The sequence below is a fragment of the Tardiphaga sp. 839_C3_N1_4 genome (assembly GCF_051811045.1).
GTDB lineage: Bacteria > Pseudomonadota > Alphaproteobacteria > Rhizobiales > Xanthobacteraceae > Tardiphaga.
The window spans coordinates 3,119,117-3,144,738 of the sequence record NZ_JBPWQD010000001.1 but is presented as its reverse complement, the minus strand read 5'-3'; the positions used below and the strand labels follow the sequence as shown (position 1 = coordinate 3,144,738).

The following is a 25,622-nucleotide window of genomic DNA, read 5'->3' as shown; positions in this document are numbered from 1 at the left end:
TTGGAGGTCCCTTGGCCCTGGAGATTTGGACAACTTAAGACTTGGAGGTCTTCGGCCCGCGCGACTTGGATTGTTCGAGCCTTTCGCTGGGGTAAGTCCCGATGACCGGGTTCGTTCCCATCGATGCCGTCAGGATAGCGCGCAGCACTTAACGACTGCCCCTGCGGATCAGGCCAGTTGCCGGTGCGGTTACCCGCCGGTTACCGCCGAATCCGGCTGCATTGCCTTGATTCCCGAAGGCCGCGCCGATACGGTCCGCGCGCTTTGATCCGCCTTGATCCCCTTGGCGAATCCCCGGAAAAACGGCCCAGAAACCACCATGGACTCCCTGCCTCCGCACATGCGCCCGGAACGTTCGTTCCAGGGCTTCATTCTCGCTCTGCAGCGGTTTTGGGCCGAGCAGGGCTGCGTGATCCTGCAGCCCTACGACATGGAAATGGGTGCCGGCACCTTCCATCCCGCGACGACCTTGCGCGCGCTGGGGCCGAAGCCCTGGAAGGCCGCCTATGTGCAGCCGTCGCGCCGGCCGAAGGATGGCCGTTACGGCGAGAACCCGAACCGGCTGCAGCACTATTACCAGTTCCAGGTGATCATGAAGCCATCACCGCCGAATCTGCAGGATCTCTATCTGCAGTCGCTGAAAGCCATCGGCATCGACACCGCGCTGCATGACGTGCGCTTCGTCGAGGACGACTGGGAAAGCCCGACTTTGGGCGCCTGGGGTCTCGGCTGGGAATGCTGGTGCGACGGGATGGAAGTCAGCCAGTTCACCTACTTCCAGCAGGTCGCGGGCGTCGAATGCGCGCCGGTCGCCGGCGAACTCACTTACGGTCTCGAACGCCTCGCAATGTATGTGCAGGGCGTCGACCGCGTTTACGATCTCAACTTCAACGGCCGCGACGGCGCCGACAAGGTGACCTATGGCGACGTCTTCCTGCAGGCCGAGCAGGAATATTCCCGGCACAATTTCGAACATGCCGATACCGCGATGCTGTTCGAGCAGTTCAAGATGGCCGAGGCCGCCTGCAAGAAGTATCTCGATGCGGGCTGGAAGGGCGGCAAGCGCGAAGAACATCTGATGGCACTGCCGGCCTACGACCAGTGCATCAAGGCCAGCCATGTCTTCAATCTGCTCGATGCGCGCGGCGTGATCTCGGTCACCGAGCGCCAGAGCTACATCATGCGCGTCCGCGAACTCGCCAAGGCCTGCGGCGAAGCGTGGGTGCATACCGAAGCCGGAAGTGCTGCCTGATGCCTGATCTTCTCCTCGAACTGTTCTCCGAAGAAATTCCCGCCCGCATGCAGGCCAAGGCGGCGGAAGACCTGCGCCGCATCGTGACCGACCGACTGGTTGCCGAAGGTCTCGTCTATGAAGGCGCCAAGGCCTTTGCGACGCCGCGTCGTCTGACGCTGACGGTGCACGGCATTCCCGCGCGCCAGTCCGACCTCAAGCAGGAGCGCAAGGGACCGCGCGTCGGCGGCGCCGAAGCCGCGATCCAGGGCTTCCTCAAAGCGACGGGTCTCGCGTCGCTCGATGAGGCAAAAATCCAGCGCGACCCCAAGGGCGATTTCTACATCGCGCTGACGGAAAAGCCGGGCAAGCCGACGGTCGACGTGCTGGCCGAGATCCTGCCGCTCATCATCCGCACCTTCCCGTGGCCGAAGCAGATGCGCTGGGGTGAGCAGTCGATCAAATCGAGCGCGCTGACCTGGGTGCGCCCGTTGCATTCCATCGTCGCCACCTTCGGCATCGAGACCGAAGAACCGGAAGTGGTGCAGTTCGACCTCAGCGGCGTCAGTGTCGGCCAGACCACCTACGGCCATCGCTTCCTCGCGCCTGATGCCATCCAGGTGCGTCGCTTCGACGACTATGTAGCGAAGCTGCAGGCCGCCAAGGTCGTGCTCGATCCCGAGCGCCGCAAGGAGATCATTCTGGCCGATGCGCGGCAGCTGACGTTTGCACAGGGCTATGAGCTGGTCGAAGACCCCGCGCTGCTCGACGAAGTCGCTGGCCTGGTCGAATGGCCGGTCGTGCTGATGGGCTCGTTCGACAAGGACTTCCTGTCGATCCCGGACGAGGTGATCCGCGCCACCATTCGCGCCAACCAGAAATGCTTTGTGGTCCGCGATCCCAAGACGCAGAAGCTGACCAACAAGTTCGTCATCACCGCCAATATCGAAGCGAGCGATGGCGGCACCGCGATCATCGCCGGCAACGAACGCGTCATCCGCGCGCGCCTGTCGGATGCGAAGTTCTTCTACGAGACGGATCTCAAGACGAAGCTGGAAGACCGGCTGCCGAAATTCGAGCAGATCGTGTTTCACGAGAAGCTTGGGACGCAGGCGGAACGCATCAAGCGCATTGCGCGTCTCGCCGGCGAGATCGCGCCGCTGGTCGGTGCCGATCCGGCGAAGACGGCACGCGCCGCAAAGCTTGCGAAGGCGGATTTGTTGACGGAAGTCGTTGGCGAATTCCCCGAGCTGCAGGGCTTGATGGGTAAGTACTACGCGTTGGCCCATGGCGAGGATACATCGGTCGCCGCTGCGAGCGAAGATCACTGGAAGCCGCAGGGGCAGGGCGATAGCGTGCCAACCGACCCAGTAAGCGTTGCTGTTGCGCTAGCAGACAAGCTGGACACTTTAGTCGGCTTTTGGGCCATAGATGAAAAGCCCACCGGATCGAAAGATCCATTTGCGCTGCGTAGAGCGGTTCTCGGGGTGATCAGGATTATATTGGAAAATGGCACTCGACTGCCATTTCAAGACTTCCTGACGCGTCTAATTGGGGAAGCGCAGGATCGAGTTTCGCCCTTCAATGGAGATGAGGAAGACTTGAACAAGCTTCTCGCCTCTGTCTCTAAGGAGTTCGCGGATAGTTTGAGGGCCTCTGGGGCAGTATTCCCGACGGTTGCTGAAAGATATCGATCAGCAAGGGCAATTATTGCTTACTTTAGCTTTGTTCAGTTCGTTGCAGAGCGGTTGAAGTTCTATTTGCGCGAACGCGGAGCTCGACATGATCTGGTCGATGCTGTTTTCGCACTCGGCGGTTTATACGGTGACGATTTCTTAATGGTCACGCGACGCATTCAGGCACTTGGGAAGTTTCTCGAGTCTGACGACGGCAAAAATTTGCTTGCTGGATATAAGAGGGCGGCAAACATCCTCGCCATTGAGGAGAAGAAGGACAAGCGGACCTTCGACGGCGCGCCCGATGCCGCGCTGTTCAAGCTCGACGAAGAAAAGGCGCTGGCCAAGGCGATTGCCGAGGTCAGACCGGAAGCGAGCGACGCCGTCGCTAGGGAAGACTTTGCCGGTGCGATGACCGCCATGGCCAAGCTGCGCCCCGCGGTCGATGCATTCTTCGACAAGGTGAAGGTCAATGACGACGACGCGGCTGTGCGCGAAAATCGCCTGAAGCTGTTGAACGAGATTCGTGCGGCAACGCGTGCGGTGGCGGATTTCTCGAAGATTCAAGACTAAGGCTCTTGTCATTCCGGGGCGGGAGCGACGCCGACAGGCGGCGAACCCGAACCCGGAATCTCGAAATGGTTGAACACTGCGGGATTCCGGGTTCGCGCGCGAAGATGCGCGCGCCCCGGAATGACAGGGGAGAGGCCTGCGCGATATTTCAGCAATCTCCGGAAACATTTACCTTCCATTAACCACACCTTGAAATGGTCCGGTTCCGTAACGGTTTCTTAACCGTCGCTTCCCAGCGCGGGCAGGACTGCCCAAGGATCGCCCCATGACTTCGGTCAATACCGGCCTCAATCCCTATGCCAATTACGGCTCCGCCTATGCGCGGGCCGCAGCCACGGCCCAGCCGTCGCTGGCCAATGCGCTCAACAGCAATGAAAGCGCATCGTCGTCCTCGTCCGATGCGGCGACCAATCTGACGCTGTCGGAGGCGGCGCGGGCGAAGCTGGCGAGCTCCGGCTCCGACAAGGATATCGCGACCGTCATCACGGATTTGCGGGCGAAGCTGGCGGCCCAATATGTGGCCGCGAAAGCGACGGGGCCGCTGGATAACAACGGCAAGCTGACCATCGATCTCTCGACGCTGGATCGCCGCTCGCTCTATGCCATGGCTACCAACAACGGCGGGACCTTCACCGCCGACGAACAGACGGTTGCCAAGGCCGAACTGGGCAATCGGTTCAACGCAGCGCTGGCGCCTGCTGCAGGCACGGCCAAACTCACCGGCGATGCCAGCGGCATCTACAAGGCGGCGCTGGATTATCTCGATGCCGCCGGCAGCGAGGAGAAAGCCTCGGCGAGCTGGTCCGCGCAGCGCGAGGCCGTGCTGAAGGGCATTCAGGCGACCGAGCAGACACCGACCAAGGCGCCGTCCGGCATCGCCAACGATCCCGTCGCCGCCTATCTCGCGCAGCCCGATACGACCGTGCCCGTGCCGGACATCGCGAGTGTAGCGAAGAGCGTGCGTGCGGCGCTGGATGCGCAGGCCAAGGCGGCGCTCGAGGCCGGCAAGGGCGAACTCGTTTATGACAGTCGGCGCAAGACCGGCCAGCTCGCGGATTTCTCCGCCGTCGACAACCGTTCGCTCTCGGCGATCTCGCTCAATCAGGATGGTCTGTTCTCGAAGGAAGAGAGCTTCGCCGCCAAGCAGGTGCTGGATTCACGCAATCGCACCAGTATTCTCGAGGCGTTGCAGGCAAGCCAGAAGAGCGGCGATCCCAGCCAGTTCAGCCTGGGTATTCTCAATACCTATTCGGCGATGAGCGATGAAGAACGCAGCGCGTCGAACTGGACGCCGAGCTTCCGCGACAATGCGGTGGCGAGTTACAAGTCGACGAACCACATCCTGTCGCTGCTGAAGAGTTCGTAGTCCCGCGCAAAGAAAAAGCCCCGCCCGGTGGGGGATGACCGGGGCGGGGCTTCTTCGCCCGGTCGCCATTCGCGGCGCCCGAACGAATCTTCTTTCAACGTGACGTGCTAGTCGACGACCTGCACGATGCGGCGCGAGCGCGGCTCCACCAGCACTGTCTGACCATTCACCACCGTGTAGCGATACGGCGTCGTCGCGACCGTCTGCGGCACGTCGTAATAGGTCACGCCGGCTTCAGGCAGCGTGGTGCCGACGACGATGCGATCGGGCACGGTGAAGGTCGGCACGCGTTCGCGCACCACATATTCACGGAATGCCGGCCGCGCCTGCACAGTGATGCCATCCGGATCGTTGTTGTCGACGATCACGCGATCGCCCCCCGATACACCGACGGTGACGCCCTGAGCCTGCACTGCAAGCGGTGCGCCGAGCGCGCCGACAAGGGCCGCTGCTGCAATAAGTTTGTTTCGCATGATCGTCTCCTTCGTGAACGATGCCCGGCAAATGCCGGAATGCCATCCAGCCTGGTCTGGTTTATTCACCGTCGGCCAATGCATGCCGCCAGCGATCGTTCCGGAATTTCACAGGCGCAATTGCTGGTTTTTGATGCACTGCATGCAGGTATGCGGGAACCCATTGATGGGCAGGGCGTCTTTATGCTGCTAAATCCCCGCGGCGCATCGCACCCGAATCGATTCCCTCACGGAGATACTCCATGGTCATCACGGCAGCTCACATCCAGCCGATTGTCGCGCTTATCGCGGGCATTCTGATTCTGATCATGCCGCGGTTTCTGAATCTGGTGGTGGCGATTTATCTGATCTTCATCGGACTGGCCGGGCTTGGCGTCTTCAAGCTGCTCAAAATCGGCTAAATTCTGACACGGCCGTTACCTACAGCGGTACCTCCGGGCTGCTTGCGCCACGTCCCTGAAACGTGGTGTAACGCGGCACATTTCCCTGTCGTTTCCTCTCGCGGATTGATTGAGAACCATGGCCAAAACCGCCTCGAAGTCCAAGAAAGCCCCTGCGAAGTCAAAGCTGTCGAAGGCTGCGCCCAAAGTAGCTTCGGTGGCCCGCAAGGCGCTTAAGAAGCCAGCTGCAAAACCTGCAGCAAAATCCGCGGCGAAGGCCAAAACGGCTGTGAAAGCAAAGGTTGCTCCGAAGCCTGTTGCAAAGGCTCCCGCATCCAAGAAGGCGGTTGTGGCCAAATCTTCTACAGCCAAGACTTCGGCGACCAAAGCCGTCAAGAAGGCCACCAGCAAGCCGGTGACTGACGTCATCAAGGCCGGCAAGTGGGTTTATTCGTTCGGCGGCGGCAAGGCCGAGGGCAAGGCTGGTCTGCGCGACCTGCTCGGCGGCAAGGGCGCGAACCTCGCCGAAATGGCCAATCTGGGCCTGCCGGTGCCTCCCGGCTTCACCATTCCGACCTCGGTCTGCACCTATTTCTACGCGAACGGCAAATCCTATCCGAAGGAATTGCAGTCGCAGGTGGAGAAGGCGCTCGAGGCCGTCGGCAAGATCACCGGCAAGGGCTTTGGCGACGAGAAAAATCCGCTGCTGGTTTCGGTGCGCTCCGGCGCCCGCGCCTCGATGCCGGGCATGATGGACACGGTCCTCAATCTCGGTCTTAACGACACCACGGTGGAAGCGCTGGCCGAACTGTCGGGCGACAAGCGTTTCGCCTATGACAGCTATCGCCGCTTCATCACCATGTATTCCGACGTGGTGCTCGGCTTCGAGCATCATCACTTCGAAGACATTCTCGACACCTACAAGGACAACAAGGGCTACACGCTCGATACCGATCTCGATGGTGACGATTGGGTCAAGCTCGTCGGCCAGTACAAGGAAGCCGTCGCGCGCGAGACCGGCAAGGACTTCCCGCAGGATCCGCATGAGCAGCTCTGGGGCGCCGTCGGCGCCGTGTTCTCATCCTGGATGAATACCCGCGCGGTGACTTATCGCCGTCTGCACGATATCCCAGAGTCGTGGGGCACCGCCGTCAGCGTGCAGGCCATGGTGTTCGGCAATATGGGCGAGACCTCGGCCACCGGCGTTGCGTTCACGCGCAACCCGTCGACCGGCGAGAGCAAGCTGTATGGCGAATTCCTGATCAACGCGCAGGGCGAGGACGTGGTGGCGGGCATCCGCACGCCGCAGGACATCACCGAAGACGCGCGGATCGAGAGCGGTTCGGACAAGGCGTCGATGGAAGCGGCGATGCCGGAGGCGTTCAAGGAATTGACGCGCATCTATACCCAGCTCGAGAAGCACTACCGCGACATGCAGGACATGGAGTTCACGGTCGAGCAGGGCCGGCTCTGGATGCTGCAGACCCGCAATGGCAAGCGTACTGCCAAGGCGTCGATCCGCATCGCGGTCGAACTCGCCAATGAAGGCGTGATCTCGCAGAAGGACGCAGTGTCGCGCATCGATCCGGCGTCGCTGGATCAGCTGCTGCACCCGACCATCGATCCGTCAGCCAATCGCGACGTCATCGCCACGGGCCTTCCGGCATCGCCGGGCGCCGCCTCGGGCGAGATCGTGTTCTCGTCGGATGAAGCCGCCAAGCTGCAGGCCGACGGCAAGAAGGTTATTCTTGTTCGCGTCGAAACCTCGCCGGAAGACATTCACGGCATGCACGCCGCCGAAGGCATTCTCACAACCCGCGGCGGCATGACCTCGCATGCGGCGGTGGTTGCGCGCGGCATGGGCAAGCCCTGCGTCTCCGGCTGCGGCACTGTCCGCGTCGACTACGGTCGCGGCACCATGAGCATCGGTGGCCGCGTGTTCAAGGCGGGCGACGTCATCACCATCGACGGTTCGGTTGGCCATGTGCTGTCCGGCCGCATGCCGATGATCGAGCCGGAACTGTCGGGCGAATTCGCAACGCTGATGGGCTGGGCAGACAAGGTCCGCAAGCTCAAGGTCCGCGTCAATGGCGACACGCCGGAAGACGCCCGCACCGCCATCAAGTATGGCGCCGAGGGCATCGGCCTGTGCCGCACCGAGCACATGTTCTTCGAAGAGACCCGGATCCGCACCGTGCGCGAGATGATCCTCGCCGAAGACGAGCAGGCCCGTCGCGCCGCGCTTGCCAAGCTGCTGCCGATGCAGCGTGCCGACTTCGTCGAGCTGTTCGAGATCATGAAGGGCCTGCCGGTTACCATCCGTCTGCTCGATCCGCCGCTGCACGAATTCCTGCCGCACACCCAGGGCGAAGTCGAGGAAGTGGCGCGTGTCATGGGCACAGATCCGCGCAAGCTTGCGGACCGCGCGCGTGATCTCGCCGAGTTCAATCCGATGCTCGGCTTCCGCGGCGTGCGCATTGCGATCGCCTATCCCGAAATCGCCGAGATGCAGGCGCGCGCGCTGTTCGAAGCCGCGATCGAAGCGGGCAAGCGCACTGGCGAACAGGTCGGCCTCGAAGTCATGGTGCCGCTGATCGTCACCAAGATGGAGTTCGATCTCATCAAGGCGCGCATCGATGCTACTGCGGTGGCGGTGATGAAGGAGACCGGCGGCAAGCTGAACTATTCGGTCGGTACCATGATCGAACTGCCGCGCGCCTGTCTGCTGGCCGGCGAGATCGCCGAGACCGCCGAGTTCTTCTCGTTCGGTACCAACGATCTGACGCAGACCACCTTCGGCATCAGCCGTGACGACGCCGCAAGCTTCCTCGGTACTTATATCGCCAAGGGCATTCTGCCGGTCGATCCGTTCATCACGGTCGACCGCAGCGGCGTCGGCGAGCTGGTGAAGATCGGCGTCGCGCGTGGCCGCAAGACTCGCCCCGATATCAAGGTTGGTATCTGCGGTGAGCACGGCGGCGATCCGGCATCGGTAGCCTTCTGCCATGAGATCGGCCTCGACTACGTGTCGTGCTCGCCCTATCGCGTGCCGATCGCGCGTCTCGCTGCAGCACAGGCTGCGCTCGGCAAGGAAATTTCCAGCCAGGCGTAAGTGCTTCGCTGATTTCATGATCTGAAAAATGGCCGGGGAGTTCCCCGGCCATTTTTATTGCGTGCCTCATGCTGTGTTTGTTCGTGCGTCGGCATGGAACTCGCAAACATTTTCACGCATCCGCAAATTTCTCTTCATCATCTTTGTCAACGCGATGTTTACTACTTTTGTGGAGCCGCGGTTTACCAAGGCTTTCGAATGGTTTCGCACTGCGCTCGTACAGCTTGCGTGTGGCGTCGTTGCATCGCCGATTAACTCCGCGGCAACTTTGATTCCGTACTAACGAAATAGATCGAAATGTACGGATGTGCAGATTAGTGCCGTGCAGGGCGATGCTGGTGTAAGCGTTGCGTGAGCGTATCGATGTTAGTACTGCGTAACCGGCCGAAGGGCGCGCGTGGCGCGTTCTTCGGCTTCGGTCTCTGCGTTTTCGCATTGGCCCCGACGGAATCTGGCTATCAGGACATCGCCTCGCTGCTGGCTCGCCAGCCGGGCGTGACCGAACGCTGGCAGAAGCGCGTGTTCGCGCCCGCCGTCTCCTCCATTCAGGTTGCGACATTCTCGTTCGGTCGCCCAATGGGTACGGCCTCGCGCAATCCCACCTTGCAACTCGCCAGCCTCGACAATTCCGGCATCGCCGCCAGCGGAGCGCTGACGGACATCACCGGTGCACTGACCCGCAATCCGCTGGCGCAGCCGCCCCGCCACTATGAGGCCGCCGATTTCCCCAAGGTGGATCGCTCGCTGAAGGGCGATCGCCTCGCCATCCGCGCGCCCGAGACCGTGGCGCCCGATGAGCCGGCAAAGCAGGATTCATTCGACGACAACAGATCGGTGATGGGCGCGAAGACCGTCGATGCACTGCCATCCGCGGAGCATGCCCCGCTCGATCCCGAACTCGATGAAGCGCTGCGTGCCCCGCCGCTCGCGCAATACGACGCATCGCAGCCCGTGCAGCCCACCGAGGACGCCAAGACCGATGCAGCGGTGATCGCCGTCGAGCCGGCGCCGGCCAAGGACGGCTTCTCTGTGAAGACCGCGAGCCTGTTTTTCGGAAGCTCGTCGCTCGGCGCATCAGTCGAGACCATGGAGCGCTGGCAACCCGGCGAAGAGCCGACCATCGTAACGCCAGGGACAGCCATGCCGGGCATTGCCATGCCGGGCTCGACGCTTGATCCTGACATGAAGGCTACAGCGGTGGTGCCGCATGCGGCGATCAACCCGACCGACGGCGGCGAAAGCGTTGCCGGCAAGGGCGAGGTCAACAGCGCCAATCAGCGTGCGAAGACGCCGGCCGAACGTATGGGTCTCACCGAGCAGACCCGCGGCAAGCAGGAAAAGTGTCTGACGGAAGCCATCTATTTTGAGGCCCGCGGCGAGGCGGTGCGCGGCCAGATGGCGGTGGCGCAGGTGGTGATGAACCGCGTGTTCTCCGGCTTCTATCCGACAACCGTCTGCGGCGTCGTCTACCAGAACAAGCATCGCCGCTTGGCCTGCCAGTTCACCTTCGCCTGCGACGGCATTCCGGATGTCGTGAAAGAGCCGGATATGTGGGAGCGCGCCCGCAAGATCGCGAAGGCGACGCTGGACGGCCGGATCTGGCTGCCGGAAGTCGCGAAGTCCACGCATTACCATGCCTATTGGGTGCACCCGTCCTGGGTCCGCGAGATGAAGAAGATGTACAAGACCGGCGTGCATTCCTTCTACCGTCCGCGCAACTGGGGCGACGGCAGCGAGGCGCCGAGCTGGGGCACGGCGGCACAGACGGCGGAAATCTCCGCCAAGCTCTCCGAAATCAAACCGTAACAGCCACGACTTTACCTCCGAGCCTGCCAAGAGCGATGCCATGCCGGCATCGCTCTTTCCATTCCGGTTTCCGCAGAATGTTATCCCGGCCCTGGGCTGTGATGACGTCTGCGCGGCCTTGCATCCCAGCAATGCATCTCCCGAAATCCCCGTCATCGCCATTGGGATTTCCATGCGAATGCATTAATCTCCTGTCCAATCCGGACCGGGCTTGCGCTCTTGGGCCGGCTGAATTTTCAATCCGAATTTGATCCGGGGAAACGACATGGCGGCAATCGACGGCGCGACGCGCCCGGCATCTGGTTTTGGCTGGCGTACGCCGCTGGTGATCATCATCTGCGGATCGCTGATCGGCATGCTGACCTTCGGGCCGCGCTCCAGTGTCGGCTTTTTCATGCAGCCCTTCAGCCAGGAGTTCGGCTGGGGCCGTGACGTTTTCGCGCTCGCCTTCGCCGTGCAAAACCTGCTCTGGGGCATCGGCCAGCCTTTCGCCGGCGCCGTCGCCGACAAGTTCGGCAGCGTGCGCGTGATCTGCGTCGGCGCCTTCCTCTATGCGGCTGGTTTGCTGATGATGCGCTATTCCTCGACACCGCTCGAGCTGAATATCAGCGCCGGGCTGCTGATCGGTTTTGGCCTGTCGGGTTGCTCGTTCAATCTGGTGCTGTCCGCCTTCGGCAAACTGGTGCCGCCGGAATGGCGCGGCATCGCGCTCGGCGCCGGCACCGCCGCAGGCTCGTTCGGCCAGTTCATTTTCGCGCCTTTCACAGTGGCGATGATCGACAACACCGGCTGGCAGGCGACGCTCACCGTGTTCGCGGTGCTGATGTTGCTGGTGATCCCGTTGTCGCTCGCCTTGGCGACCCCGACCGCGAGTGCCGCGCCTGCAGACGCGCCGGTGGCGCAGAAGCAGTCGTTCAAGAGCGCACTCACGGAAGCCTTTGGCCATCGCTCCTATGTGCTGCTGGTGCTGGGCTTCTTCACCTGCGGCTTCCAACTCGCTTTCATCACCATGCATCTGCCGGCCTATCTGGTCGATCGCGGCTTGCCGGCGGCTGTGGGCGGCTGGGTGATTGCCATCATCGGCCTGTTCAACATCATCGGCTCGCTGACGGTCGGCTATGTGCAGGGCAAACTGCCGAAGCGCTACATTCTCTCTTTCATCTATTTCACCCGCGCGCTGGCGACGGTGGCCTTCATCATGCTGCCGCTGACCACCACCTCGGCGCTCGTCTTCGGCGCCATCAGCGGGCTTGCCTGGCTCTCCACCGTGCCGCCGACATCAAGCCTGGTGTCCCTGATGTTCGGCACGCGCTGGCTGGCCACGCTGTACGGCTTTGCCTTCTTCAGCCATCAGGTCGGTGGCTTCCTCGGCGCGTGGCTGGGCGGTGTCGTGTTCGACAAGTTCGGCTCCTACACGCCGGTATGGTGGCTGTCGGTGCTGTTCGGCGTGTTGTCGGCGCTGATCAACCTGCCGATCGTCGAAGAGCCGGTGAAGCGTCCGATTGCACAGCCGGCGTGAGCCTGCTGTTGACTCGCTAATCTCCAGCGATAAAAATTGATCTTGGCCGCTCCGATCGGGGCGGCCTTCGTTCTCAGGGCGGGGTGAAAATCCCCACCGGCGGTAATCGGGCGCAAGCTCGGGAGCCCGCGAGCGCCTGACGGGTCATACCGTCAGGGTCAGCAGATCCGGTGCGATGCCGGAGCCGACGGTCATAGTCCGGATGAAAGAGAACGGGTATGCGCAGGGTCACCGCCTCAAGCGGATGCTCGGCGTGTGACCGTACGTCCTGATTCTGGTCTCAAACCGCGAGAGCATCCATGAATCAGCCTGTGATGAACTTCAAAGCCTCCTCTTCCCTCAACTCTGCACCAGCGACCGGGCGAATCGCCTTCATCCAGTCGTGCTGGCACAAGGACATCGTCGATCAATGCCGTGTCGGTTTTGTCGCCGAACTTGCACGGCATGGTGTGCCTGACAGTCAGATCGATTTATTCGAAGTGCCCGGCGCCTTCGAAATTCCGTTGCAGGCCAAATTGCTGGCGCGCACCGGGCGCTATGTCGCGATCGTCGCCACCGGGCTCATCGTCGATGGAGGAATCTATCGCCACGAGTTTGTCTGCGAGGCCGTGATCAATGGTCTGATGCGGGTGCAGCTCGACAGCGATGTGCCGGTGATTTCGGCGGTGCTGACGCCGCAACACTTTCACGAGCACGCCGAGCATCTGCGCTTCTTCCGCGAGCATTTCGTCGTGAAGGGCACCGAGGCGGCCACGGCCTGTGCGGCCACCATCGCCAATATTGCAGCGACGCGGAAACTGGCTGCCTGATAGCCATCATCGCCGCGTTACGCCGCTATGGCCGGGCAGGGCTGCAGAGCTCCTGCCCGGCTGGCGCGGGTGGCGTTTCCCGCCATGACGCGGCATAATTCGGCAGCTGAAATCACAAGCAAAATTCGGGAGACGCGTGTTGGGAACGTTCAAGGCTGTCCGCATCGACAAGGCTGACAAAGGCACCACGGTTGCATTGACGCAGTTCGACGAAACCGAACTCATGGACGGCGATGTTACCGTGCGGGTCGAGTGGTCCACGGTGAATTACAAGGACGGCCTCGCCGTCACCGGCAAAGCACCGGTGGTTCGCCGCTTCCCGATGATTGCCGGCATTGATTTCGCCGGCACGGTGGAATCCTCATCCAATCCGAACTGGAAGCCCGGCGACAAGGTGATCGGCAATGGCTGGGGCATGGGCGAAACCCATCTCGGCGCCTATGCCGAAAAGACCCGCGTGAAGGGCGACTGGCTGGTGCGGCTGCCGGCCGGCATGACCACCCGCGACGCCATGGCGGTCGGCACCGCCGGCTACACGGCAATGCTCAGCGTGCTGGCGCTGGAGAATCACGGGCTGAAGCCGGCCGATGGCCCGATCGTCGTGACGGGGGCGGCCGGCGGCGTCGGCTCGGTGGCGATCGCCGTGCTGTCGAAGCTCGGCTACCAGGTCATCGCCTCGACCGGCCGGACCTCGGAGGAGGGTTATCTCAAGGGCCTCGGCGCCAGCGAGATCATCGACCGCAACGAGCTCTCAGGCCCGGCCAAGCCGCTGGCCAAGGAGCGCTGGGCCGGCGGCATCGACAGCGTCGGTTCGACCACCCTGGCGAATCTCCTGTCGATGACCAAGTATCGCGGCGCCATCGCTGCCTGCGGCCTCGCGGCCGGCATGGACCTGCCATCTTCGGTTGCACCCTTCATTTTACGCGGCGTGTGTCTTCTCGGCATCGATTCTGTCATGTGCCCGATCGAGCTGCGAAAGCAGGCCTGGGCGCGGCTGGCGACGGATCTGGATCACACAAAACTTGCTGAAATCACTCAGGAAATTCCGCTGGACCAAGTGATCGACGCCGGCGCCAAGGTGCTGGCCGGGCAGGTCCGCGGGCGAATCGTGGTAAAGATCGGCTAACGACGTTCAGACTTTACCAACCAACCTGCTCCATTGTTGCCACGGTTGGTATGGTAAGCAGCGGGTAAAGACATCTGGCGGTCATCCGCGCTCGGTTGTTCGGAGTATCCTATGGTTGCGCGTTATGTGTTGGGAGCGGTGCTTGCCGCCACGGTGGCGACCCCCGCGCTGGCTGGGTCGATGACGGCTGAAGAAGCCCGCAAGTTCGTCGCCGGCAAGGTCTTTGCCTTTACCTGTTTCGACGGCACTCGCGGCGCAGGCCGCGTGTTCGACGATGGTGGTGCGGCGGGCGCTGTCCAGTTCTCGGGCTCGGGTCCGGCGCGCAATATGCGCCTGCCGGGCAACACGCTGCAGGTCCGCGGCGAGGCCATCTGCGCCTCGATCAAGGGCATCCCGTTCGAGCCGTGTTTCAATCTCAACAAGAATGACGAGCGCAGCTTCCGCGGCTCGGTCTCCGGCATGGGCTTCGCCTATTGCGATTTCCGCCACCAGGGCGGCCGCGGCCAGATGCTGATGGCCCGCTCGCTGTCGGCCCCGCGTTCGCTGCGTGCGCCGTCCACCCGTTCGGCCGATGCTTCCGCTGGTGCCGACAATACGGTGACCCGCGTCTCGACCCCGCGCGTCGAGAGCAGCAAGATCGACGCCGTTGGATCGATCAAGTCCGAGCCGGCCAAGGAAATTGCCAAGACGCCGGAACCGGAAAAGACCGAAGCGCTCGAACTGCGCAAATCCACCAACTGAGACAAGTCTTAAGCGTGGCGACCCCAGGGGCCCTGTAGCGGCTCCTGCGCACTGCCTGTAGGCGATTTGCCGTTGCTCCATGGGCCGGAGCGCGGCGGCAGCGGCGGTGTGTCGTCGGCCTCTCCGGGCGCGTCCGTATCGGACGGCAGTGCCATCCGGCCGGGATCGTGACCGCCGGCGAATTTCACCAATGCAGCCACCCGCGAATCCACTGACGGATGTGTCGCGAACAGATCGGCAAAACCCTCGCGGGGATTGTCGATGCACATCTCCATCACGGCCGATGTCGCGCCGGGCAGTTCGCCGCGATTCTCGATCTTGCGGAGCGCCGAGATCATGGCGTCGGGATTCTTGGTCAGCTCCACCGAGCCCGCATCGGCCAGTAGTTCGCGCGAGCGCGACAGCGCGAAGCGCACCACCAGCGACAGCGCCCAGGCCAGCGCGATCAGCGCCACGGCAATGATGATCACAATGACCGCGCCGCCGCCGGAGCCCTTGCTGTTGCTGTCAGACGAGGAAGACGATCGCGACGAACGGCTGCTGCCGAAGTTGAAGCCGGAATTGATGAATATCCGGAAGAACAGTTCGGCGGCGAAGCCGACCACGCCGGCGATGATGACGGCGACCACCATCAACTGTACGTCGCCGTTGCGGATATGCGTCAGCTCGTGGCCGAGCACCGCTTCCATCTCGTCATCGTTGAGCGCGCGCAGGAGGCCCGTCGTGACCGTGACAGAATATTGCCTGGGGTTCAGTCCGGTGGCGAAGGCGTTCAGCGCATCAGAGTCCATCACCTTCAGCTTCGGCATCGGAATGCCGCGCGAGATGCACAGGTTCTCAAGGAGATTATAGAGCCGCGGCTGCTCCTGCCGCGTCACGCTTTCGCTGCCGGTGATGCTGTCGATCATCTTTTGATGACCGAAATAGGCGATGATGATCCACAGCACCGCGCCGATGGTTGCGAAGGGCAACGCCTTGATCAGGTCGCGCGTTGCGGCGTTGATGTAATAGGCGACCGAGCCGTTGCTGTTGACCGCCACCTCGCCGATCAGGGCGCCGGCGAACACCATCACATAGATCAGCAGGAACAGTCCTGCGAGCAGCAGCATCGAACGCGTCTTGTTCGAGGCGATGTGCGTATAGAGACCATAGGCGGCCATGATGCAGTCCTAGGATTCACTAGCAGCCGTCATTGCGAGGAGCTCTTGCGACGAAGCAAGCCAGTCTTCGCTTGTGGCTTTCTGGATTGCTTCGCTGCGCTCGCAATGACGGGGAGGGGCATGTGTTCTGGGTCTGAGGATCAGAACTTGACCTGCGGCACGGCTTCGACCTCCTTGCGGGTCTCGCCGAGATCGAAGAATTCCTTTGAATGGAAGCCGAAGGTACTGGCGAACAAGGCCGCGGGCATCTGCTGGATGCCGGTGTTGTATTCGGACACGGCATTGTTGAAGAAGCGGCGCGAGGCGGCGATCTTGTTCTCGATGTCTGAAAGTTCGCTCTGCAACTGCTGGAAGTTCGTATTGGCCTTGAGGTCCGGATAGGCCTCGGACAGCGCGATCAGCCGGCCGAGGGCGCCGGAGAGCTGGTTTTCCGCGGCGCCGACCTGCGCCGGGCCCTGTGCATTCATCGCCGAATTGCGCGCCTTGATGACGTCATCCAGCGTGCCGCGCTCATGCGCCGCATAGCCCTTCACGGTCTCGATCAGGTTCGGGATCAGGTCGTGGCGCTGCTTGAGCTGCACGTCGATATCGGCAAAGGACTGGTTGACCCGCTGGCTCAGCGCCACCAGCCGGTTGTAGGCAGCAAATGCCAGGAAGATCAGGACAACGATGACGCCAAGAACGATCCAGCCGGTCGACATGTAAGAACCCCCAAAAGAAACCATCAAACCCAAAGCCTAGCCGATCATGCGGCCGCAGAGCAGGGGCCGCAGGCATGTCGCGGCACGGATTGGTCGCAGCTCGCGTGGAATACGTTCAAAGACGCTCCTCCATCGCGCCCTGTCATGTGTGCCCTCTGCTACAACTTTGGAAGGAGATGTTGTCAGTCTACACCGTTGCGGTGCTGCATCAGTCGATCGGAGACGTCAGCAGATTGTCTGCGGGTTAGCGCCTGTGCGTCATTCGTCATCCAACCGTCATGCGCAAAACCTAATGAAACCCTAACCTTTGGGCTGGGGACTTGAGTGATGTTGGAATGGCGTAACGGCGTGAGCCGGCTTGCGATGGGCGTGGTTGTGGCGGCGCTGTTCGCGCCGATGACGGCGGAGGCGCAGACATTCACGGTACCAGCCGGCACCACGGATACCACGACGAAGACACTTAGCGGCACGCAGACCGGAACGGTCGATGCCTCCGGCACGCTGCGATCCACCAGCGGCACGGCGACCATCGGGTGGAACGGCGCATCGACCGGCGTCGTCGTTACCAATTCCGGCGTGATCGAAAACACCGGCACGGGGCGCGTCATCGACGCCACCGGCGCAACGGCGGGCCGCACTTTCACGTTCCTCAACAATATCGGCGCCATCGTGCGTTCGACACAGAACGATGTGTTCCGTTTCAATCTTGCGATGTCGTCAGGCACCATCGTGATCGACAATGCCGGACTGATCCAGGCCGGCGGTACCGGCTATGCTGCGCTCGGGCAGGCGCTCGATTTTCGCGGCATGACTGGCGCGGCATCGATGACCATCATCAACCGTGCGACCGGCGTGATCGAAGCCATGACCGACGATGCGGTTCGGCCCGGCGCCAACGCTGTGATCAATAATTTCGGCATCATCCGCAGCTTCGGTGCCAATACGTCCGGTGGTGCCAACGGCACGTCCGACGGCATCGACACGGGCGGCAATCTTGGCGTCGTCGTCAACAATCAAGCTGGCGGCCTGATTTCCGGCGCACGCCACGGCATTACCGCGGACACCGACGTCACGGTCAACAACGCGGCCGGTGGCACGATCCTCGGCCGCAACGGCTCGGGCGTCGGGTCCGACGGCGCCGGCACCGTCACCAACTACGGTCGCATCACCGGCACCTATGCCGGTGTCGGCAACATCTTCAATTCCGACGGTATCGCGCAGATCAATGGTGACGGCGACGGCGTTGATATCGACAATGTCGGAACCATCATCAACTACGGCATCATCGAAGGCACCGGCGCTGGCGGTTTCGATAGTGGCGGGCGCGCCAATGCCAGCGAAGGCATTTCCATTGGCGGCGGTACGATCACCAATTTCGGCATGATCAGCGGGACGAACACCGGCATCGTAGTCAACAAGGATACCAACGTCGATCGCAGCGGCGTGGCCGCAACCACCATCATCAATAATCTCGGTGGCACGATTGTGGGTCTCAACGGTTACGCGATCCGTCTTGAAAACAAGACCGGAACGGCGATCGACAACGACACCATCGTTAACCGCGGCACGATAATCGGCAATGGTGCGATCCCCGATCCGAACGCGATCGTGTTGATGAATACGGGCGTGGCAGATCCCAATTCCGTCGGCACCCTCAACGGCGTCACCTATACCGGCACCGGCTCCGCCCGCTTCATCCGCGGCGACGGCTCCGCCATCCAGATGGGCGAAGGCGCCGACGTGCTGACCAATTACGGCACCATCATCGGCAACACCGGCCGCGCCGTGAACATGGAAGGCGGCAACGACACCGTCAACATCATGAAGGGCTCGCGCATCGTCGGTCTCGTCGATGGCGGTGTTGGTACGGATACGCTGAATTACAACAAGGCGGGCCTCACCGACGCCAAGCGCGCCGCGCTGCAGGCCGGTCAGACCGTGAATATCGGCGGTACACTCTATACGTCGTTCGAGGTGATCACCGGAGCGTCGTCTTCGTTCGCGTCCTTTGCCAGTGCGGGCTCGCTGGGCGTCGCCTCGCTGCTCGATAATCTGCCGGCCACCGCCACCAGCAGTGCGGTGGTCAATCTGCTCGACAGCGTTGCCAGCTCGGCAGATGTCGGCGCGGCGCTGGCGCAGCTCACGCCCGCGGCCTATCAGGGCCTCGGCCGCATGACCATGAATGACGCATTCCAGACGACCTCGCTGGTCGGCCAACACCTGACGCAGAACCGGCTCGGCGGCCTCGGCACCGACATGTCTGGTATGGGCAATGCGCTGGCGATGTTCGACGGCGGCATGTTCGACAGGAATTTCAGTGCGGATCGTGCGCTGGCCGCGGTGACGGGATTCCCTGGCAGCGCAAGTTCAGCGCTGGCTGATGCCGGCTGGGGCGGCAATGCAGCCGATGCGATGGCCTATGCGCCGGTGGCCAAGGCACTCCCGGGTCTGCGTCCGGTGGCGGTCGCTGCCGAACAGGGCCTGTTCATCACGTCGGGCGCCAGCTTCGCGCGCGAAGGCGCACGCACTGACGCACCGGGCTTCAAGTCGAACACGGTCAACGTGCTCGCCGGCTACGACCGGCGCATCACCGACAGTCTGGTCGCCGGCGTGTTCGGTGGCTACGCGCTGACCCGCGGTGACATCGATAATGTTGGCAGCCACACCAAGATCTCGACCGGCACCATCGGCGGCTATGGCACCTATCAGGCCCCGGGCTGGTTCGCGACCGCCATGGGTCTCTATGGCTTCAGCGATTACGACACTACGCGCGTGGCAGTCGGCACGACGAACACCGCGGCGTTCAGCGGCGATCACTATGCGATCCGCGGTACGGTGGGCACCGATCTGCGCGTCAGCGGCTGGGTCGTCACGCCGGAGATCGGCCTGCAATATACGCGGGTGATGACCGATGGCTTCGCGGAGCGCGGTGGCGCTGCCGCGCTGGTGGTCGGCGCTGACAGTTCGGAATCGCTGCGCTCAAGCGTCGGCGCACGCTTCGCCTATGACTACGCGCTGAATGGCGGCGTCCTGACGCCGGAATTGCGGCTGGCCTGGCTGCATGAATTCAGCGACGGCGTGCGCGGCATCAATGCGAGTTTTGCCGATACCACGTTGCCGGGCTCGTTCATCACCGCGACCGGCAGCGCGCTGCGCGATCGCGGCGTGATCGGTGCCGGCCTCTCCGGCAAGCTCGCGCCGCTCACGGTGCTGTCGGTGAACTATGATGCGATCGTCGGCAGCAACGATGCCGTTGCCCATCAGGTAATGGGCCGCATCCGGCATTCGTTCTGAGAGCGGTCTATCCGCAGGAAAAACGAGATTCGCAAATACTGAATGTAGGTGAGGGCGGTGCCATGCCCCTCACCCGACATCCGCGCTATGCGCGCATGTCGACCTCTCCCCGCGCAGAGCGGGGAGAGGTAAGCACGGCGCCACCTTCCTTGACCTCGCCCCGCTCTGTGCGGGGAGAGGTCGACCGGCGAAGCCGGTCGGGTGAGGGGCCTTGCAGTGGGCTAGCCGCAATCTCGCGACTAGCGGGTCGTTCCAGCGCAGAAGCCGCTTACGGCTTCGCCATATGCCAGGCACCATTCAAAAAGCCGTCGCCATTGGTGTCGCCGGCGGCGGTGTCCTTCTTGAAGGTGTAGAGCGGCTTGCCCTTGTAAGCCCACATCTTCTTGCCATCGTCGCGCACGACGATGGTCATGTCGGCGCTCGGCTTGGCATCGTCGGCAGCCATCAGCGCGGGCCAGTTCTCGGCGCAGGGACCGTTACACATCGACTTGCCGCCGGCGTCCTTGTCGAAGGTGTAGAGTGTCATGCCCTTGGCATCGACGAAGGTCTTGCCTTTGGCGGTGTCGGCGGTCTTCAGCATCTGCGCCGAAGCGGCGGACGAAGCGAGCATGAGAGTCAGAGCCGCGAGGGCGGCGAATGATTTGGTCATTGCAGCGTTACTCCTGATGAATGGCGACGCAGTCGCGTCAGGAGAACAAACGCCAGCTGTAGAGAATTATTCCGCGGATGATGGCGATGAATCGAAAACCGCATCGCCCCAGTCGAGCTTGCGGAACTTTGCATACTTCGCCTTGTCGCGGCGTGGGGCGTTTGCGGCGATAACGCCTACATCTGTGCAGAGTTTTGCTGTGATCGCGATCTTGGTGGTGAGCGGCTGCGCGAGTACGCGCGACGGCCGCTGTGCGATCGGCGCGCGCGATAGCGCGACATAGATAAATTTCTCGTCCTCATAGGGAAGTTCTGCGGATTTGAGTTGTTTATGCACACGGGAGCGCTGCAGCCGCTGGCTGAAGTGGCACCAGTCCGGCTTCACCAGCGGACATGCATCGTCATGCGGGCAGGGTGCGATCACATGCGCGCCTGCATCGATGAGCTGCGCACGCGCATCGAGGATGCGTTGATATCCTGCGGGTGTGCCGGGCTCGACGATCAGCAATGTATCATTCGTCTTTGTCCACATCGCCGCGACGAGCCGTAGGCGCGCGGCATCGTTGAGCTCATTGATGACGTAGCTCGCGATGACGAGGTCGGCGGACGGGGCGTTGGCGATTGTCGCGGCAGCGTCGCCGAGCGTGTAGTTCATCGCGGGGATACGGTGGCTGTCCTGCGCCAGAGCGAGCGCGAGTGTACGCAGCGCAGGATTGGCATCGAGCAGCGTGAACGCAGCGAGTGACGGGAATGCCTCCGCGCAGGCCCACGTTGCCGTGCCCGGCCCGGCGCCGCAATCGAGCAGCGTGGTCGGTGCGAAGTCCGGTCGTGTCTCCTGCAGCGCATTGAGGCTGGCGATGACCGCCGCATAGGTCGCCGGCATGCGTGCGAGCGCATAGGCGAGTGCGTCGGTCTCGTTGCGGATGGTCGTGGAGCCACCGCCTGCGCGATAGGTTTTCGAAATCGCGTCCGAACGCGCAGCCGCGTCGCTGCGCGAGAAGCCGTGCAGGCGGGCGTTGAGGGCTGCGGTGAGTTCGGCGGGGAGATCGGGGGCGGTCATGCCGGACGCGCTTGCTTTCTTCCCCTCTCCCCTTGCGGGAGAGGGTGCCTTCGCGAAGCGAAGGCGGGAGAGGGGACAGGCTCTCAGGTCGCTGCAACCCCTCTCCCGTCTCAATCTCGCTTCGCTCGATTGATCCACCCTCTCCCGCAAGGGGAGAGGGGAAGAGAAGAAACTTACGCCACTTCCTGATCGAGGATCTTCACCGCATTTTCGAGATCCACCGAGACCAGCTGCGACACGCCGCGTTCCGCCATCGTCACACCGTACAGGCGGTGCATGCGCGCCATGGTGATCGGGTTGTGCGTGATGGTGATGAAGCGGGTTTCGGTTGAGGCGCACATTTCGTGCAGCAGGCTGCAGAAGCGCTCCACGTTGTGGTCGTCGAGCGGCGCGTCGACTTCGTCCAGCACGCAGATCGGCGACGGGTTGGTCAAGAACACCGCGAAGATCAGCGCCAGCGCGGTCAGCGCCTGCTCGCCACCTGACAGCAGCGACAGGGTCTGCGGCTTCTTGCCGGGCGGCTTGGCGACGATTTCGAGGCCGGCTTCCAAGGGATCGTCGCTCTCGATCAGCTTCAGCTCGGCTTCGCCGCCGCCGAACAGTTCGACGAACATGCGCTTGAAGTGGCCGTTGACGATGTCGAACGAGGTCATCAGCCGTTCGCGGGCTTCCTTGTTCAGACTCTGGATGCCAGTGCGCAGCTTCTTGATGGCTTCGACGAGGTCGTCGCGCTCGGTGGCGAGGCCGTTATGCGTGCCTTCGACTTCGTTGAGCTCTTCCTCGGCGCGCAGATTGACGGCGCCAAGACGCTCGCGATCGCGGCGCAGCTTTTCCAGGTCGGCTTCGATGTCGGCCAACGGCGGCAGCGTATCGTCCTGGCGGACTTCGGCCAGCGCCGCGACGCCTTCCGGCTCGACTTCGAGCATGTCGCGGATTTCGCGCTCGATGTCCTCTAGGCGGCGCTTGCCGCTTTCCATGCGCTCTTCCGTGCGGGCGCAGGCTTCGCGGGCGGCGGAGAGCGCTTCCAGCGAGCCGCGGGCATCGCGGTCGGTCTCGCGCATGGCGTTTTCGGCCGAGGCGAGTGCGTTGGCGGCGAGCTGGCGGGCCTGTTCGGCGCTCTCGACTTCGGAGATCAGCGCGCGGCGCTTCTGCAGATAGAGCGCCGGGGCGTCTTCGAGTTCGGCGCGCTCACGAGTCACTTCGGCGACGCGCGCGGCAACGGTCTCTATCTGCGAGGCGGCGGAGGTCTTGCGGTTCGCCCAGTCGGTGCGCTCGGCGATGATCGCCTGCAGGCGGCGGTCGGCGAGTTCAGCTTCGCGGGCCAAAGCCTGCGCTTCGGCGCGCACTTGAGCTGCGCCGCGGCGATGGCCTTCGATCTCGCCACGCACGGTCGCGAGCTGCGCCTCGGCGTCGGAGCTTTCCGGCAGATATTCCAGCGCGGCATGCGCGCTCTCATGGGCGGCTTCCGCCTCCATGCGATCGTTGGACAGGCGCGACTGCGCTTCGGTCAGCGTCGCGCGGCGGGCCGCATGGCGGTTGATCTCGCGCTCGGCGTTGGCATGGCGCTCGCGGGCCTGGTCGACGTCGCGGCGGGCATTGCGCAGTGCGTCGCGCGATGCGCCTTCGGCCGAGGCCGCAGCCTTCAGCGCCTGTTCGGCGCTTTCCAGCGCTTCGCGCTTGGCAATGGCGTCGATCTTGGCGTTTTCCAGATCGGCTTCGATATCGGTCAGGCGCGCGCGCTCGGCGAGGCGACGGGCGGCGCCGGTCGGCGCATGCGCACCGGCGACGAAACCGTCCCAGCGCCAGACGTCGCCTTCCAGCGACACCAGCCGCTGGCCGGTCTGTAGCTGCGAGACCAGCGCTGCGCCCTGATCCTTGGAGACGACGCCGATCTGCTTCAGGCGGCGTGCGAGTTCGGCCGGCGCGTTGACATGCGAGGCCAGCGATTCCACGCCGGCGGGCAGGACGGGATCGTTGGCGTGGTCGCCGGCATTGGTCCAGCGCATCGGCGCCGAGGGATCGACCGGCGCGTCGAGATCGTCGCCGAGCACGGCGCCGAGCGCCTTTTCATAGCCCTTGGTGACGCTGACGCCGTCGATGATCGGCGGCCACAGATTCTTGGTCTCGCCGTTGAGGATCTTCGAAATCGTGCGGGCTTCGGTCTCGAGCCGCTGCACCTTCCTGTCGGCGTCGTTGAGCGGCGCGCGCGAGGCTTCCAGCGTCTGCCGGGCCGCGATATGCGCGGCCTCGTTGTCCGCCACGCTGCCTTCGGCCTGCAGCAGGATTTCCTGCGAGGTCTCCATCAGGGCGGCGAGCTCATCCAGATCGCCGAAGCCCGATGTCTGCGCCGTCAGCGCCTCGATCTCGGCCTCGACGCTGGCGATTTCCTGGCCCAGACGCGCCAGACGATCGGCCTGGCTGCGGACATTGGACTGCAACTGGTTGCGCTTGGCGGTCATGTCCGCATGGGCGGTGGTGAGTTCGGTGAAGGTGCGCTCGGCGGCGGCCAGCACAGCCTCGGCCTCGGAGACGCGGTCATCGACGCCGCCACGCAGCTCGACGCGCTGCATGATCTCTTCCTTGAGCATCGCGTCTTCTTCGTCGAGACGGAGCAGCGCGAATTCGGCGTCTTCCGACTGCTTCATCTCGCGCGCGACATCGCTCTCGAACTGCGTCAGGCGACGGTCGAGCTCGGCGGCGCGCTCCTTGGCGCGCTCTTCCTCGCGGTCGAGCATGTCGCGGGCATTGGTCAGGCGCTGCAAACCGGCGGCGGCAGCAGCTTCCGCCTCGCGCAGCGCAGGCAATTCGCTGGCGCGGATCGCCTGGATGCGCGCGGCTTCGCCCTGCTCACGCGTACGTTCGGCGAGATCGCGGACATACTGGTCGTGCAGCGTCGCGGCTTCGGCATTGTCCTGATGCGCCTGCAGCCAGCGCAGGTGGAACAGCATGGCCTCGGCCTTGCGCACCTTGCCGGCGACTTCGCGGTAGCGGATCGCCTGGCGGGCCTGCTTTTTCAGGCCTTCCATCTGGCCCGACAGCTGGCCGATCACGTCCTCGACGCGGGTGAGGTTGGTTTCGGCGGCCTTCAGGCGCAGCTCGGCTTCGTGGCGGCGCGCATGCAGGCCGGCGACGCCGGCGGCGTCTTCCAGCACGCGGCGGCGCTGCTCGGGCTTCGCCTGGATGATTTCGCCGATCTTGCCCTGGTGGACGAGGGCGGGCGAACGCGCGCCGGTGGCGGCATCGGCAAACAGGATCTGCACGTCGCGGGCGCGCACGTCGCGGCCGTTGATGCGGTATTGCGACCCGGCTTCGCGCTCGATGCGGCGGGAGATTTCGAGAATTTCGGCGTCATTGACCATGGCCGGCGCGGTGCGATCGGTATTGTCGATCGTCATCACCACTTCGGCGTGGTTGCGCGAGGCGCGGTTGCCGGAGCCGGCGAAGATCACCGCGTCCATGTCGGCGGCGCGCAGCGACTTGTGCGAGGTTTCGCCCATCGCCCAGCGCAGCGCTTCCACCAGATTGGACTTGCCGCAGCCGTTCGGGCCGACGACGCCGGTCAGACCGGGCTCGATCATGAAGTCGGTCGGTTCGACGAACGACTTGAATCCGTGCAGGCGCAGGCGCGTGAGTTTCATGGATACGGTACTCTGGTTAGCCGACAGGCCACTTTATTCAAAAAGCCCCGAGAATCGCGAATCCCCCAGCACGAACAATAGCATAAATGCATCTGCCGCGCGGACGGAGACTCGCTAGTCGCGGCTCTCATTGGCCCGGACAATGGCGAGACGAGGGCAGCCGCGCAACCGCGGAACCCCGCTTTTCCCAAGGGTTTTGCGGGGGATAGGTGGGGGAGGGTGAGAAAAAGGGCTTGTTTTAAGGGGGGAGGAGGGGCCTCCAAATGCCCGTTGCGGTGAGAGCGCCCGTGATGGACCGCCTGCGGCGTA

Annotated in this window: 18 protein-coding genes and 1 riboswitch; of the genes, 12 read left to right on the top strand and 6 right to left on the bottom strand. The window is 63.1% G+C overall.

The features are described from left to right. The first annotated feature begins 319 nt into the window (after positions 1 to 319). The 3 genes from AB8A38_RS15090 to AB8A38_RS15080 all read left to right on the top strand — a co-directional run bounded on the left by AB8A38_RS15090 (position 320) and on the right by AB8A38_RS15080 (position 4,846). On the top strand, positions 320 to 1,252 hold the full coding sequence (locus AB8A38_RS15090) for a glycine--tRNA ligase subunit alpha (protein ID WP_439086501.1): 933 nt from the start codon (positions 320 to 322) through the stop codon (positions 1,250 to 1,252). Then, complete coding sequence (gene glyS / locus AB8A38_RS15085) at positions 1,252 to 3,480, top strand: glycine--tRNA ligase subunit beta (RefSeq protein ID WP_439086500.1); 2,229 nt, start codon at positions 1,252 to 1,254, stop codon at positions 3,478 to 3,480. Before AB8A38_RS15090 ends, glyS begins: the two co-directional genes overlap by 1 nt. Positions 3,481 to 3,745: 265 nt before the next feature. Further along, positions 3,746 to 4,846: a hypothetical protein gene (locus tag AB8A38_RS15080; protein ID WP_439086499.1), complete on the top strand. Its 1,101-nt coding sequence runs from the start codon at positions 3,746 to 3,748 to the stop codon at positions 4,844 to 4,846. 107 nt (positions 4,847 to 4,953) lie between these two features. Here AB8A38_RS15080 and AB8A38_RS15075 read toward each other — a convergent pair whose 3' ends face one another. After that, positions 4,954 to 5,319 carry a DUF1236 domain-containing protein gene (locus AB8A38_RS15075; RefSeq protein WP_439086498.1) on the bottom strand — a complete coding sequence of 122 codons (366 nt, stop codon included), beginning with the start codon at positions 5,317 to 5,319 and terminating at the stop codon, positions 4,954 to 4,956. 242 nt (positions 5,320 to 5,561) lie between these two features. Here AB8A38_RS15075 and AB8A38_RS15070 point away from each other — a divergent pair, with 242 nt between their 5' ends. From AB8A38_RS15070 to AB8A38_RS15035, 8 genes are all read left to right on the top strand, one after another. After that, positions 5,562 to 5,720, top strand: a complete 159-nt coding sequence (locus AB8A38_RS15070; RefSeq protein ID WP_439086497.1) for a DUF3096 domain-containing protein — start codon at positions 5,562 to 5,564, stop codon at positions 5,718 to 5,720. Between the two features lie 118 nt (positions 5,721 to 5,838). Next, entirely contained in the window at positions 5,839 to 8,811 is a 2,973-nt protein-coding gene (gene ppdK / locus AB8A38_RS15065; RefSeq protein WP_439086496.1) for a pyruvate, phosphate dikinase, read from the top strand. A gap of 28 nt (positions 8,812 to 8,839) precedes the next feature. After that, positions 8,840 to 9,094, top strand: a complete 255-nt coding sequence (locus AB8A38_RS15060; protein ID WP_439086495.1) for a hypothetical protein — start codon at positions 8,840 to 8,842, stop codon at positions 9,092 to 9,094. An 80-nt stretch (positions 9,095 to 9,174) separates the two neighbouring features. Then, positions 9,175 to 10,617 carry a cell wall hydrolase gene (locus AB8A38_RS15055; RefSeq protein WP_439086494.1) on the top strand — a complete coding sequence of 481 codons (1,443 nt, stop codon included), beginning with the start codon at positions 9,175 to 9,177 and terminating at the stop codon, positions 10,615 to 10,617. 265 nt (positions 10,618 to 10,882) lie between these two features. Then, positions 10,883 to 12,136 carry an MFS transporter gene (locus AB8A38_RS15050; protein ID WP_116661310.1) on the top strand — a complete coding sequence of 418 codons (1,254 nt, stop codon included), beginning with the start codon at positions 10,883 to 10,885 and terminating at the stop codon, positions 12,134 to 12,136. A 65-nt stretch (positions 12,137 to 12,201) separates the two neighbouring features. Beyond that, positions 12,202 to 12,354, top strand: a riboswitch (FMN riboswitch). A gap of 81 nt (positions 12,355 to 12,435) precedes the next feature. Next, complete coding sequence (locus tag AB8A38_RS15045) at positions 12,436 to 12,945, top strand: 6,7-dimethyl-8-ribityllumazine synthase (RefSeq protein ID WP_439086493.1); 510 nt, start codon at positions 12,436 to 12,438, stop codon at positions 12,943 to 12,945. Positions 12,946 to 13,084: 139 nt separating this feature from the next. Then, entirely contained in the window at positions 13,085 to 14,071 is a 987-nt protein-coding gene (gene acuI, locus AB8A38_RS15040; RefSeq protein ID WP_439086492.1) for an acrylyl-CoA reductase (NADPH), read from the top strand. Positions 14,072 to 14,182: 111 nt separating this feature from the next. Beyond that, positions 14,183 to 14,812 (top strand): hypothetical protein, encoded by a 630-nt coding sequence (locus AB8A38_RS15035; protein WP_439086491.1) that lies wholly within the window; start codon positions 14,183 to 14,185, stop codon positions 14,810 to 14,812. An 8-nt stretch (positions 14,813 to 14,820) separates the two neighbouring features. Here the strand turns inward: AB8A38_RS15035 and AB8A38_RS15030 are convergent, their stop codons facing one another. Both AB8A38_RS15030 and AB8A38_RS15025 read right to left on the bottom strand, forming a co-directional pair. Further along, positions 14,821 to 15,972: a M48 family metallopeptidase gene (locus tag AB8A38_RS15030; RefSeq protein WP_439086490.1), complete on the bottom strand. Its 1,152-nt coding sequence runs from the start codon at positions 15,970 to 15,972 to the stop codon at positions 14,821 to 14,823. 140 nt (positions 15,973 to 16,112) lie between these two features. Next, positions 16,113 to 16,673, bottom strand: coding sequence for a LemA family protein (locus AB8A38_RS15025; RefSeq protein ID WP_439086489.1), 561 nt, complete (start codon positions 16,671 to 16,673; stop codon positions 16,113 to 16,115). Positions 16,674 to 17,000: 327 nt separating this feature from the next. Here AB8A38_RS15025 and AB8A38_RS15020 point away from each other — a divergent pair, with 327 nt between their 5' ends. Next, entirely contained in the window at positions 17,001 to 19,967 is a 2,967-nt protein-coding gene (locus AB8A38_RS15020; RefSeq protein WP_439086488.1) for an autotransporter domain-containing protein, read from the top strand. A gap of 268 nt (positions 19,968 to 20,235) precedes the next feature. On the opposite strand, the gene AB8A38_RS15015 is transcribed toward AB8A38_RS15020, so the two are convergent. The 3 genes from AB8A38_RS15015 to smc all read right to left on the bottom strand — a co-directional run bounded on the left by AB8A38_RS15015 (position 20,236) and on the right by smc (position 25,313). Beyond that, a complete protein-coding gene (locus tag AB8A38_RS15015) occupies positions 20,236 to 20,616 on the bottom strand; it encodes a COG4315 family predicted lipoprotein (RefSeq protein WP_439086486.1) in 381 nt (126 codons plus the stop codon). A gap of 66 nt (positions 20,617 to 20,682) precedes the next feature. Then, a complete protein-coding gene (locus AB8A38_RS15010) occupies positions 20,683 to 21,675 on the bottom strand; it encodes a small ribosomal subunit Rsm22 family protein (protein ID WP_439086485.1) in 993 nt (330 codons plus the stop codon). Between the two features lie 173 nt (positions 21,676 to 21,848). Beyond that, positions 21,849 to 25,313: a chromosome segregation protein SMC gene (smc, locus tag AB8A38_RS15005; RefSeq protein ID WP_439086484.1), complete on the bottom strand. Its 3,465-nt coding sequence runs from the start codon at positions 25,311 to 25,313 to the stop codon at positions 21,849 to 21,851. Between the last annotated feature and the right edge of the window lie 309 nt (positions 25,314 to 25,622).

Excerpts from the sequence above, each read along its gene's own strand:
- AB8A38_RS15030 (WP_439086490.1), bottom strand. The coding sequence starts at position 15,972 with ATGGCCGCCTATGGTCTCTATACGCACATCGCCTCGAACAAGACGCGT.
- AB8A38_RS15035 (WP_439086491.1), top strand. The coding sequence starts at position 14,183 with ATGGTTGCGCGTTATGTGTTGGGAGCGGTGCTTGCCGCCACGGTGGCG.
- ppdK (WP_439086496.1), top strand. The coding sequence starts at position 5,839 with ATGGCCAAAACCGCCTCGAAGTCCAAGAAAGCCCCTGCGAAGTCAAAG.
- AB8A38_RS15055 (WP_439086494.1), top strand. The coding sequence starts at position 9,175 with ATGTTAGTACTGCGTAACCGGCCGAAGGGCGCGCGTGGCGCGTTCTTC.
- AB8A38_RS15075 (WP_439086498.1), bottom strand. The coding sequence starts at position 5,319 with ATGCGAAACAAACTTATTGCAGCAGCGGCCCTTGTCGGCGCGCTCGGC.
- AB8A38_RS15060 (WP_439086495.1), top strand. The coding sequence starts at position 8,840 with ATGGCCGGGGAGTTCCCCGGCCATTTTTATTGCGTGCCTCATGCTGTG.
- AB8A38_RS15020 (WP_439086488.1), top strand. The coding sequence starts at position 17,001 with ATGTTGGAATGGCGTAACGGCGTGAGCCGGCTTGCGATGGGCGTGGTT.
- AB8A38_RS15090 (WP_439086501.1), top strand. The coding sequence starts at position 320 with ATGGACTCCCTGCCTCCGCACATGCGCCCGGAACGTTCGTTCCAGGGC.
- AB8A38_RS15045 (WP_439086493.1), top strand. The coding sequence starts at position 12,436 with ATGAATCAGCCTGTGATGAACTTCAAAGCCTCCTCTTCCCTCAACTCT.
- AB8A38_RS15010 (WP_439086485.1), bottom strand. The coding sequence starts at position 21,675 with ATGACCGCCCCCGATCTCCCCGCCGAACTCACCGCAGCCCTCAACGCC.
- AB8A38_RS15080 (WP_439086499.1), top strand. The coding sequence starts at position 3,746 with ATGACTTCGGTCAATACCGGCCTCAATCCCTATGCCAATTACGGCTCC.
- AB8A38_RS15070 (WP_439086497.1), top strand. The coding sequence starts at position 5,562 with ATGGTCATCACGGCAGCTCACATCCAGCCGATTGTCGCGCTTATCGCG.
- AB8A38_RS15015 (WP_439086486.1), bottom strand. The coding sequence starts at position 20,616 with ATGACCAAATCATTCGCCGCCCTCGCGGCTCTGACTCTCATGCTCGCT.
- smc (WP_439086484.1), bottom strand. The coding sequence starts at position 25,313 with ATGAAACTCACGCGCCTGCGCCTGCACGGATTCAAGTCGTTCGTCGAA.
- AB8A38_RS15025 (WP_439086489.1), bottom strand. The coding sequence starts at position 16,673 with ATGTCGACCGGCTGGATCGTTCTTGGCGTCATCGTTGTCCTGATCTTC.
- AB8A38_RS15050 (WP_116661310.1), top strand. The coding sequence starts at position 10,883 with ATGGCGGCAATCGACGGCGCGACGCGCCCGGCATCTGGTTTTGGCTGG.
- glyS (WP_439086500.1), top strand. The coding sequence starts at position 1,252 with ATGCCTGATCTTCTCCTCGAACTGTTCTCCGAAGAAATTCCCGCCCGC.